Annotated in this window: 9 protein-coding genes; 4 read left to right on the top strand and 5 right to left on the bottom strand. The window is 75.5% G+C overall.

The genetic code is table 11. From position 1 onward, the window contains the following. From ACYVPE_RS37555 to solA, 3 genes are all read right to left on the bottom strand, one after another. Nucleotides 1–1,810 (bottom strand): hydantoinase B/oxoprolinase family protein (locus tag ACYVPE_RS37555; RefSeq protein ID WP_461038326.1); only part of this gene is annotated, 1,810 nt, incomplete at its 3' end. Next, nucleotides 1,803–3,881, bottom strand: coding sequence for a hydantoinase/oxoprolinase family protein (locus ACYVPE_RS37560; protein WP_461038327.1), 2,079 nt, complete (start codon nt 3,879–3,881; stop codon nt 1,803–1,805). The genes ACYVPE_RS37555 and ACYVPE_RS37560, both read right to left, overlap by 8 nt. Beyond that, complete coding sequence (solA, locus tag ACYVPE_RS37565) at nt 3,878–5,053, bottom strand: N-methyl-L-tryptophan oxidase (protein WP_461038328.1); 1,176 nt, start codon at nt 5,051–5,053, stop codon at nt 3,878–3,880. The genes ACYVPE_RS37560 and solA overlap by 4 nt, the downstream gene beginning before the upstream one ends. Nucleotides 5,054–5,170: 117 nt before the next feature. On the opposite strand from solA, the gene ACYVPE_RS37570 reads away from it, so the two are divergent. The 3 genes from ACYVPE_RS37570 to ACYVPE_RS37580 all read left to right on the top strand — a co-directional run bounded on the left by ACYVPE_RS37570 (nt 5,171) and on the right by ACYVPE_RS37580 (nt 7,675). Then, the gene (locus tag ACYVPE_RS37570) at nt 5,171–6,103 is read left to right on the top strand and encodes a MurR/RpiR family transcriptional regulator (protein ID WP_461038329.1); all 933 of its coding nucleotides are present in this window, start codon (nt 5,171–5,173) and stop codon (nt 6,101–6,103) included. Beyond that, the gene (locus ACYVPE_RS37575; protein WP_461038330.1) at nt 6,100–7,320 is read left to right on the top strand and encodes an NAD(P)/FAD-dependent oxidoreductase; all 1,221 of its coding nucleotides are present in this window, start codon (nt 6,100–6,102) and stop codon (nt 7,318–7,320) included. Before ACYVPE_RS37570 ends, ACYVPE_RS37575 begins: the two co-directional genes overlap by 4 nt. A gap of 136 nt (nt 7,321–7,456) precedes the next feature. After that, the gene (locus tag ACYVPE_RS37580) at nt 7,457–7,675 is read left to right on the top strand and encodes a hypothetical protein (RefSeq protein ID WP_461038331.1); all 219 of its coding nucleotides are present in this window, start codon (nt 7,457–7,459) and stop codon (nt 7,673–7,675) included. A 17-nt stretch (nt 7,676–7,692) separates the two neighbouring features. Here ACYVPE_RS37580 and ACYVPE_RS37585 read toward each other — a convergent pair whose 3' ends face one another. Then, a complete protein-coding gene (locus ACYVPE_RS37585; protein ID WP_461038332.1) occupies nt 7,693–8,577 on the bottom strand; it encodes a phosphatidylinositol-specific phospholipase C/glycerophosphodiester phosphodiesterase family protein in 885 nt (294 codons plus the stop codon). A 156-nt stretch (nt 8,578–8,733) separates the two neighbouring features. Between ACYVPE_RS37585 and ACYVPE_RS37590 the strand changes: the two genes are divergently transcribed. Next, complete coding sequence (locus tag ACYVPE_RS37590) at nt 8,734–9,318, top strand: histone deacetylase (protein WP_461038334.1); 585 nt, start codon at nt 8,734–8,736, stop codon at nt 9,316–9,318. Between the two features lies 1 nt (nt 9,319). Here the strand turns inward: ACYVPE_RS37590 and ACYVPE_RS37595 are convergent, their stop codons facing one another. Further along, nucleotides 9,320–10,468 (bottom strand): MarP family serine protease, encoded by a 1,149-nt coding sequence (locus ACYVPE_RS37595; protein ID WP_461038333.1) that lies wholly within the window; start codon nt 10,466–10,468, stop codon nt 9,320–9,322. Nucleotides 10,469–10,775: the final 307 nt, after the last annotated feature.

Here is a 10,775-nt window from a genome sequence, read left to right on the forward strand (position 1 = left end):
CGCCCGTGGCGCCCGCGGCGCCAGCCGTGCCCGTGCCCGCGCCCGGCCTCGCGGCCATGGTGCCTGCGGCGCCAGCCGCGGCGCGCAGCGCGGCCGTGGCCGGGGTGTCGACCGTGCCGGTCGGGGTGAGGATGACGCCGTAGTCGCGCTCGGCGGTCGTGCGGCTGACCCGGCCCTCGGCCACGTCGGCCGCGACCTGTTCCGCGGGGCGGTCGGCGGGTGGGCCGAAGCCGCCGGAGCCGGGGCTCTCGACGCGGACGACGTCACCGGCCGAGAGGGCGATGCCGGAGACCCGGCCGCCCGGCAGCACCCGCTCCCCTTCGGTGCCCGGCCGGACCGTGAACCGGCCGGGGGAGCCGTCGAGGCCGCCGGCGAGCCCGGCGGGTGGGAACGTCTGCCGGTCGGCGTGCGCCGAGAAGTCGGCGGTCGGGGCGAGCACCTCGATCTCGCGGCGGACGCCGAGGCCGCCGCGGTGGGTGCCCGCGCCGCCCGAGTCGGGGATCAGCTCGTAGGTCCGCACCAGCAGCGGATACTCCAACTCCAGCGCCTCGATGGGGAGGTTGGAGGAGTTGGTGACGTGCACCTGGACGGCGTCCAGGCCGTCGCGGTCCGGGCGGGCGCCGGCGCCGCCGGCGATCACCTCGGGGTAGACGAAGAAGCCGTCCTCGCTGCCGGCGAACGTGACATAGGTGATGGAGCTGTGCGAGCCGGCGGGGATCCGGTCGGGCACCGCCCTGGCGAGCGAGCCGAGCACCACGTCCGCCACCCGCTGGCAGGCGTCGGTGCGGGCGGCGACCGGCGCGGGCGGGCGCGGGTTGACGACGCTGCCGAGCGGCGCGTCGATCTCGACGTCGTCGAAGAAGCCGCCGTTGGCGGGGATGTCGGGGTCGAGGCCGGCCTTGAGCGCGTAGTAGACGGTGGCCTCGAGCGCGGACCTGACGACGTTGATGGCCACCCGCGCCTGCCGCCCGCTGCCGTCGAACGAGACCCGGACCCGGTCGCCCGCGATGGTCACGGCCGCGGCGATCCTGATCGGCTCCTCGCCGGGCTCGTCGGGGTCGAGCCAGTCCTCGCAGCGGTGGACGCCGTCCGGGAAGGCGGCGACGGCCAGCCGCAGCCGGCGCCGCGCGTAGTCGAGGAGTTCGCGGGTGGCGGCGGCTATGGTGTCGCCGCCGTGCTTGGCGTGCAGTTCGGCGAACCGCTCGGCGCCGGTGCGGACGGCCGCGAGCTGGGCCAGCAGGTCGCCCTGCCGCTCCTGCGGCAGCCGGGAGTTGAGCTTGACGAAGGCCAGCGCCTCGTCGTTGACCCGGCCGGCGACGGCGAAGCGCACCATGGGGATGCGCAGGCCCTCCTGGTAGATGCTGGTGGAGTCGCCCGAGTTGCTGCCGGCGACGTGGCCGCCGACGTCCGAGTGGTGGGCGATGGTGGCGCTGAAGCCGGCCAGCGCGCCGGCCACGAAGACGGGCGCCGCCATCGTGATGTCCGGCAGGTGGGTGCCGCCCGCGGTGTAGGGGTCGTTGGTGAGGTAGACGTCGCCGGCGTTCAGGCCGTCCGGGCCGTGGGCGTCGAGCATCGCGGTCACCAGGCCCTTCATCGAGCCCATGTGGATGGGGATGTGCTCGGCCTGGGCGATCAGGGTGCCGGCGGCGTCGAAGAGCGCCGTCGAACAGTCGGAGCGCTCCTTGATGTTGGTCGAGTAGCTGGTGCGGCGCAGCACCGCGCCCATCTCCTCGGCGACGGACAGCAGCGCGTTGCCGATGACCTGCGTCGTCACCGGGTCGACGGCTGAACTCTCGCGCTTGTCAGGCATGGTGGCCCACCTCCGTGAGCTGGCTGAGGTCGATCAGGAGGTTGCCGAACGGGTCGACCTCGGCGGTCGAGCCGGGCGGCAGCACGGTGGTGGCGTCCAACTGCTCGATCACCGCGGGGCCGGCGAGCCGGTTGCCGGCGAGCAGCCGGGCGCGGTCGTAGACGGTGGTCGGGACCGGGCCGTCGGCGGCCCCGAAGTCCACCTGGCGGTGGCCGGTGACGGCCTCGGCGGGCGGTTCGGCGGCGCCGTCCTGGAGCCTGGGCAGGGCGGGGCGCGGCACCTCGCCGAGCGCGGTGACCCGCAGGTTGACCAGCTGCACGGGGGAGCCGGGGTGGGCGAAGCCGTAGGACTTCTCGTGCTGCCGGTGGAAGTCGGCGACCAGCTCGGCGAGGGCGGCCGCGTCGAGTTCGATGGCCGGCAGGGCGAGCCGCAGCTCGAAGTTCTGCCGCGGGTAGCGGGCGTCGGCGGCGACCAGGACGGAGCGCCGTGCCGCGTCGGCGGCCTCGCCGGCCAGCCAGTCGGTGGCCTCGCGGCCGAGGTCGCGCAGCGCGGCGTTGACGTCGTCGAGCGCGTCCGGTTCCGCGGGGCGGAGGAAGGAACGGGTGAACTCGGTGCGGATGTCGCTGACCAGCAGCCCGAGGGCGCAGAGCGTGCCCGGGTGGGCGGGGACCAGCACCCGGCGCATGCCCACCTCGGCGGCCACCTCGACGGCGTGCAGCGGGCCGGCGCCGCCGTAGGCCATCAACGTGAACTCGCGCGGGTCCTCGCCGTTGTCCACGGAGACCTTCCGAACCGCCCTGGCCATGTGGGAGTTGGCCAGCCGGGTGACGCCGCGGGCGGCGGTCAGCGCGTCGCCGCCCAGCTCGGCGGCGAGCCCGGTCAGGGCGGCCCCGGCGGCTTGGCCGTCCATGGTGAGCTTGCCGCCCAGCGCGGCCGCCGGGTTCTGCCGGCCGCGGACCACGTTGGCGTCGGTGGTGGTGGGGCGGGTGCCGCCGCGGCCGTAGGCGGCGGGGCCCGGCTGGGCGCCGGCCGACTCGGGGCCGACGCGCAGCGGCCCGGCGCCGTCGGCGGCGGCGATGCTGCCGCCGCCCGCGCCGACCGTGTGCACGTCGACCGACGGCACCCGCACCGGGTAGCCGCCGATGCCGCGTTCGCCGGCCGCGGTGGCCGCGCCGTCCCTGATCAGGCAGACGTCGGTGCTGGTGCCGCCCATGTCGAAGGTGATCAGGTCGGTGACCCCGGCCAGGCCCGCCACGTGGATCGCGCCGATCACGCCGGCGCTCGGCCCGGACATCAGGGTGGTGACGGGGCGGCGGGAGACGGTGGCGGGGGAGGCGAGGCCGCCATTGGACTGGATGACCTGGACGCCGGCCGGCACCCCGGCCCGCTCGACGCGCTCGGCGAGGGCGGATATGTAGCGCGACATGGTGGGCCCGACGAACGAGTTGATCACGGCGGTGGAGAACCGCTCGTACTCGCGGAACTCGGGGGCCACCGCGCTCGACCGGGAGATGTGCAGGTCGGGCGCGAGCCGGCGCAGCTCCGCCTCGGCGGCGCGCTCGTGCTCCGGGTTGCGGTAGCTGTGCAGGAAGCAGACGGCGACGGCGGTGACGCCGTCGGCCCGCATCCTGGCCACCGCGGCCGCGACGTCGGCCGGGTCGAACGGGACCAGCACCCGCCCCGTGGCGTCGACGCGTTCGGTGATCTCGTGGGTGCGGCTGCGCGGCACCAGGGTCGGCGGCTTGTCGGCGAACAGGTCGTAGAGGTGCGGGCGGCGCTGCCTGGCGATCTCCAGCACGTCGCGCACGCCGCGGGTGACGAGCGTCGCGGTTCTGGCGCCCTTGAGTTCGAGCAGCGCGTTGGTGGCGATGGTGGTGCCGTGACCGAGGTAGCCGACGTCGGCCGGGCTCGCGCCGGCGAGGCCGAGCGCCTCGGCGACGCCCTCGGCGACGGCCAGCGACTGGTCCTGGACCGTGGTGGGGATCTTCAGGATGTGGAAGCGTCCTGTGGTGGTGTCCAGGGCCGTGACGTCGGTGAAGGTGCCGCCGACGTCGACTCCGATCCGGATCATGAGCGTTCCTCGGGGGTGCGGGAGCGGGGCGGGCGGCCGGCGGCCAGCCGGTCGAGCGGCCAGGGGCCCGGGGCGTCGCCGAGGGCCAGGCCGGCGGCGATCTCGCCGAGCAGCGGGGCGAGTTTGAAGCCGTGGCCCGAGAAGCCGGCCAGCGCGGTGACGCGTTCCCGGCCGGGGAGCGGGCCGACGAGCCCGTGGTTGTCGGGCGTGTAGCCCTCCAGGTAGGCGGTGGCGCGGACCGGTCGTGGGTCGAGCCCGTCGAAGAGCCGGGCCACGGCGGCGCCCACCCGCGCCGAGTAGGCGGGGTCCACCGCGCGCCGGTGCCGCTCGGGGTCGGGCTCCGCGGTCTTGGGGACGTGCAGGTTGATCTTGACGCCGGTGCCGTCGGGCGTGGCGAGCGGGAAGAAGGAGAGCGAGTCCTCGGCGTGGCCGCCGCGGCGCAGCCCGACCGGGAAGCGGTCGGGGGCGAAGAGCGCGGGGTCGGTGGCCCGGAACCAGTGCAGGATCACCCGCAGCACGTCGAAGGAGCCGGCGAGTTCGGGGAGCAGTCCCGCGGTCCACGGGCCGAGCGCGACGACGGCGTGGGCGGCGTGGTACGTCCGGTCGCCGGCCCTGATCTCCACCCGCCCGTCCACCTCGCGCAGCGCGGTGACCGGGGTCTGGGTGCGGACGTCGGCGCCGAGTTCGCGGGCCCGGTCGACGGCGGTGGCGATGGCGAGCGGGGCGTCGAGCAGTCCGCCCCGCGGGTCGTGCACCACGACGTCGCCTTCGGCCAGCCGGTGTCGGGGGTGGGCGCGGCGCGCCTCGGCGCCGGACAGCACCCGGTGCGGGAGGTCGAACTCGGCGGCGGACCGCAGCACGCCGGCCACGTCCGGGTGTTCCGGGTCGCCGATGGTCAGCGCCCCGCACCTGCGCAGGACCTGGCGTTGGCCGTCGCCGCCCAACTCGTCCCAGAGCCGGGACGCCTCGGTCAGCAGCGGCACGTACCAGGAGCCCTCCTTGTAGGCCACCCGGAACATCCGGGTCTCGCCGCCGGCCGCCCCGAGGTCGTGGCCGACGCCGTACCGCTCGAAGCCGATGACGCGGACGCCGCGGCGGGCCAGGCGCCAGAGGGCCATGCTGCCCATGGTTCCCACGCCGACGACGGCGACGTCCCAGGTGTTGCCGGGCATTTCGTTCCTTTCCGAAGAAGCTTGACGGCTTCGACGGCAAGGACCGTAGTATTGGCTACAGAGAATGGTCAATGCTGTAGTGAACGCGACTTCGGGAATTTACGGGAATTAACCAACGTGTCGAACAACGTGCCGAACGAGCCCATCGCCCCACTCCACGAGCGGGTCGCCGCCCTCGGCCCCGAACTCTCCGCCAGCGAGCGGCAGGTCGCCGAGTACATGGCGGCCCACCCCGACGTCGTGGCCGTCTCCTCCGCCGCCGAGCTCGGCCGGCGCACGGGCACCAGCGACGCCACCGTCGTCCGCACCACCCGCGCCCTCGGCTACCAGGGCTACCGGGAGCTGAAGCGCGCCACCCTCGAGGTGCTCACCAGGCAGCGCAACCTGGCCGCCACCCTCGACCACCGGCTCGGCCAACTGCCCGCCGGGGACAACGACTGCGACCGGGTGCTGGCCGACAGCGTCGACCTGCTCGCCCAGATGCGCCGCGACCTCGACGCGGCCGCCTGGCAGCGCGCGGTCGGCGCGCTACGCGCCGCCGACCGGGTCGTCACCCACGGCCTCGGCCCGGCCGGGATGCTCGCCGACTACCTCTCCCTCTCGCTGACCAGGATCGGCGTGCCCTCGCGCAGCATCACCACCGCCGGCTTCCGGCTCGCCGACGACCTCGTCGACCTCGGCGGGCGGGACGCCGTGGTGGTCTTCGCACCGATCCGGGAGTTCCGCGAGACCGCCGTCGTCCTCGACCACGCGGCCGAGGTCGGCGCCACCGTGATCCTGGTGACCGAGTCACTCGGCATGTCCCTCGGCCACCGGGTCGACGTCACGCTCAGCACCCCGCAGTCCACCACCGGCACCGCCAGCGAGATCACCGGCGGCTTCGCCTTCGCCCACGCCATGATGCTGGCCGTCGCGGCCCGCGCCAGGGACACGGCGGTGCGGACGACCGGCCTGGTCAACCGGCTGCGCGCCAGCGTCGTCGGGGCCGAACTCGACGTCCGCCCGCTACCCGTCGCGGAAGCCCTGGACAGATCGGAAGGAGACTCGTGACCACCGTCAGAACCCTCAGTACGGTCACCAGCTGTGTCGTCATCGGCGCGGGGGTCGTCGGCGCGGCGGCGGCCGCCGCGCTCGGGCGGCGGGGCCGCCGGGTGACCCTCGTCGACCAGGCACCGGCGCCCGGCGCGGGCACCTCGGCCACCACGTTCGCCTGGATCAACGCCAACCGGAAGACCCCGCCGCCCTACCAGGACCTCAACGCGGCGGGCGTCGCCGCGCACCACGAGCTCGCCGCGCGGGCCGGCGCCGACCGGTTCCGCTGGTTCCACCCGACCGGGCACCTGGAGTGGGCGGACGAGCCCGCGCACCGCGCCGAACTCGCCGAGCGCGTGGAGCGGTTGGCCGCCATCGGCTATGCCGCGCACCGGATCGAGCCCGCCGCGGCGCGCCGCCTGGAACCCGACCTTCGGCTGCCGGACACCGCCCTCGTCGCCCACTTCCCCGACGAGGGCTACTGCCACCCGGCCGCGCTGATCGCCCGGCTGCTCGGCGAGGCCAGGGCGTCGGGCGCCGAACTCGTCCTCGGCGACCGGGTGGTGGCCGTGGAGCCCTCCACCGTGCGCCTCGCCTCGGGCCGGGTGCTGCGCGCCGACACCGTGCTGAGCTGCGCGGGGCGGGACACCGAGGAGCTGCTGGCGCCGCTCGGCGTCCGGATACCGCTGGTGCGCCCGGCCCGTGGCAACGCGGCCGTCGGCTTCCTCGCCGAGACCGAGCCGGCGGTCGTCCGCCTCGCCGGGGTGGTCACCACGGACGCGCTCAACCTGCGGCCGGCGGGCGGGGGTCGGCTGATGCTCCAGGCCCTCGACCTGGACGCGGCGGCCGACCCGGCGGCGGAGCCGGAACCCGGGGGCCAGGTGGCCAGGGAGCTCGGCCGGCGGCTGGCCGGCCTGCTGCCGGCCGGCGCGGCTCCCCGCGTCGCCTCCCTGGCGGTGGGCAGGCGCGTGCTGCCGGGCGACGGCCTGACCATAGCCGGCCGACTCCCCGACCACCCCTGGCTCGCCGTGGTGGCCACCCACAGCGGCGTCACCCTTGCCCCCCTGCTGGGCGAACTGATGACCGCCGAACTGCTGGACGACATCCGCTCGCCGCTGCTGGCCGGCTTCCGCCCCGAGCGGTTCGCGGCCGGGACCGGGGGCCGGGCCGGTGGTGGGGCGGGGGGCGCGGCGGGGCCGGCGCCGGTGCCCGCCCGCCGCCCCGGCGAGCAGTGAGCGGGGCAACCTTCCACCGCCCCTCACCCGAACGAGTGGGGAAAGCGTGTGCTCCCGCCCGAATACGGGGCGGGAGTGCCGGGTTCGCGGAGTGTGCTTGACGGGCCTCTTACGGCACCCCGGCTACTTTGGTCTCATGGCCAAGCCCCATGTCATCCGCGTCCGGTTCGAGGGCGGTCCTCGGCACGGGCGCACCGTCGATCTCGTGATCACCGGGCAGGCACCCTTGCCCCTGATGCTGGCCGCCCGGCAGGAGGGCGCGGAGGCGACCTCCGCCGGGCTCTACGAGTTGGTGACCACCCAGGGTGGCGGCACCCGCTACACCTGGATCGAGGACCTCCCGGTCCGCGCCTGAGCGGTCGGCGTCGGGGGTCAGCGGGAGCGGAGGAAGGATTCGAGGCCGGCGAGGTCGTCGGTGTTGAGGTGGTCGACGTCGGCCGCCACGAGTTCCTGCCAGATCGCGTCCCTGGCCGGGCCCGGGACGTCGGGGGTGGCCCAGAAGCGCACGCGCTGCCGGGCCGCGTGGGCCCGGGCCACGATGTCCCGGAGCAGCCGCCGTTCGGCGTCGGGGAACGGGCCCACGCCCTGCCAGCCGAAGCTGCTGGTCCAGTTGGAGCTGATCAGGGGGACGAACGAGGCGGGCGCCTCGGTGCCCAGGTCGTCGAGGCGGCCGTCGTAGAAGGCGTGCCGCACCCGCTCCTCGGTCATCGGCACCCGGGCGGCCCGGTCGCCGGAGATCACGGCGGTCACGGCGCCGGTGCGCACCCGCCCGTTCGTCGCGGAGCCGAGTATCGAGCGGTAGGGGCGGAGCCGCCGGGACAGCTCGCGGTAGGTGGGGTCGCCGGCCGTCTTGATGTCGATCAGCAGTTGGAGCGAGACCCGGTGCCCGGCGAAGACCGAGCCGCGGTTGGCGCGCACCCGGGCCAGCAGGGGGGCGAGGTAGAGCGACTCCAGGGTGCGGGCCGGGTCCAGGTCGACCGCGTCGTGGGCCACCAGCAACTGGCCGTCCACCAGCCAGATGTCGGCCTCGACGCTGGTGAAGCCGTGGTCCAGGGCGTCGAGCAGCGGGCGGGGGTGCTCGTAGTCGTTGTGCGCGTGGGCCCGGCGCAGCGGGCTTGGGCCCGGGGCCGGGGCCGGGGCCGGGGCCGGGCGGCCGTGGGCGGCGGCTGGCGTGGCGAGGCCGGCGGCGAGCACGGCGGCGGTCGCCGGCAACGTGCCCGCCGTGCCGAGGGCCTGGCGGCGGCTGAGGTGCGTCACGATTCCTCCCAGGAACGTCGTCGCGGTGAGTATCGAGGGAGGCGGGGCGAAGTGGCAGGGGTGCCGGCGGCCGGCGAGGAAGAGTTCGCCGAGAGATCACCGGGGCGTGGCGCGGGTTCACCGAGCCGGGCCTGGTACGCGGCCTACGGATCGAACATGTCGTCGGCCAGGCTCGGCCGCTATCTGCGGGGCGGCGCCGCGCCGGGCGCGGCCCTGCCCCACCCGGGCTGCCGCGACCCCAGGCCGCCGGCACGCTCGGTGCCGGTGGCGCTGCCGGGGCTGCTGTACTTCGCGACCGAGTCCCTGGTGTGGGGCGGCGGGCGCGCCTTCTACGACCCGGACGTGGCCGACGAGGAGACGCCGGCGCGGGCCTACCTGCTGACGGCCGGTCAGTTCTCCGACATCGCGGCGCAGGAGATGGGCCGGGAGCCGGGCACCGACCTCGACCTGACGCCGGTGCGGCGGGCCGGCGCGCGGCTGCGGCTCGGCCCTGGGCGGTACGAGACGCTGCTGTGCGTGGCGGAGCTCGACGGGCTGCCGGTGCTGACCTTCACGGCGCCCTGGGGCAGCGGGGACGTGGCGTGGCGGGCGCCGTCCGCCGGCTATCTGCGGCAGCTCGGCGCGGGGTTGATCGAGGGCCGGGGCTGGACGGCGGCGCGGGCCGCCCGCTACCTGGCCTCCCGGCCGGGGGCGCGCGGGCAGTGGGACGCGCCTGCGGTGCGGGCGCTCCTCACGGGCTGAGCTACCCCTGGGCGGTGGCCTCGGCGTAGGGGCGGATCTGGTCGGCGGTCAGCACATAGCCGGTGTCGTCGTCGGTGACGGAGCGGGCGAACACCATGCCGTACACCTGGCCTTCGGTGGTGAGCAGCGGCCCACCCGAGTTCCCCGGGCGCACCAGGCCGCGGATGGTGTAGATGTCGCGGACGACCACGTTCTCCCCGTGGATGTCCTGGCCGCGGGCGTTGGTGCGGCCGGCGACGGTGGCGGCCCGCACGTCGAGCCCGCCGTTCTCCGGATAGCCGGCGACCACCGCCGGATCGCCGGTGCCCGCGTCGTCGGCGAGGGCGAGCACCGGCGCCACCAGGCCCGGCACGTCGAGCACGGCCACGTCCGTCTCGGGGTCCGAGAGCAGCACGGTGGCCGACAGCTGCTCGCCCACGCCGCCCGTCTGCACCGAGACGGCGCTGGCGCCGTCGACCACGTGGGCGTTGGTCATCACCCGCTGGTCGGCGAAGACGAAGCCGCTGCCCTCCTGGCCGGAGAGCCCTGAGGAGGCGGTGATCTTGACCGTGCTGTTCTGCGCGGCGGCGATCGCGGCGTTCGTGACGTTGTCCCCAGAGGGCTCGGGGACCTGGGCCGTCGGCGCGTTCTCGAACGGGTTGAAGACCTGCGGGAACCCGGCGTCCGCGAGCGCGCCGGTGGCGCGGCTGAACCAGGTGGGCGCCTGGGCCGGCATCCGGTCCTGGACGCCGCCGAGCACCCGCGACTCCTGGACGGCGCGGTTCAGCCCGGGCGACGGGGTGGGTATCAGGGCGCTGGCCACGATCCAGGCGACCAGCAGCAGCGCCACCGCGTTGAACGCGGCACCACCCACGCCGTCCACCCAGCGGACCGGCGCCCAGCGCAGCCGGTCGCGCAGCCGCATCGCCAGCGGCCAGGCCAGGGCCTGCCCGACGGCGGCCGGGACCAACACCACGAGCAGCGCGATCAGCGTGGCCCCCGCGGACCCCGGCTCCACCGGCTCGACGGCGAACGGCAGCAGCCACACCCCGAGCACGGCGCCACCCACGAAGCCGGCCAGCGAGATCACACCGGCGATCAGCCCGCGCTGATACCCCGAGAAGGCGGCCAGAACGGCGCCGAGCAGCAGCGCGACGTCGAGCAGATTCACTCCGGCGGACCCTCCCCCTCTGTCCCCTGACGACGCCCTCCCGTGGACCGGTTGTCCTGTTCGTCGGGATATGGAACGTCCGGAACGTCGGAAGGGAGAACGGAGAAGCCCTCCCCGGGGTTCCCGGCCCGGATATCCCCCACCCACCCGCCCTTTGTTCCGCTGCCGCGTCGCGCCCGTACTCCGCGCGGCCGGCCGTGCCGCGCCCACCCACCCGCCCCCGGCCGGGGTGCCTCGCGCGGCGGGCCGCCGGGGCCTCAACGGCGGCGGAGCCGCCTTGTTGGGCCCCTGTGGGCCGTGCCGGCCT

It is taken from the genome of Streptomyces mayteni, from assembly GCF_054783955.1.

Bases quoted from the DNA above. Each gene is read 5' to 3' on its own strand.
- ACYVPE_RS37560 (WP_461038327.1), bottom strand. From the start codon at position 3,881: ATGATCCGGATCGGAGTCGACGTCGGCGGCACCTTCACCGACGTCACG.
- solA (WP_461038328.1), bottom strand. From the start codon at position 5,053: ATGCCCGGCAACACCTGGGACGTCGCCGTCGTCGGCGTGGGAACCATG.
- ACYVPE_RS37580 (WP_461038331.1), top strand. From the start codon at position 7,457: ATGGCCAAGCCCCATGTCATCCGCGTCCGGTTCGAGGGCGGTCCTCGG.
- ACYVPE_RS37590 (WP_461038334.1), top strand. From the start codon at position 8,734: ATGTCGTCGGCCAGGCTCGGCCGCTATCTGCGGGGCGGCGCCGCGCCG.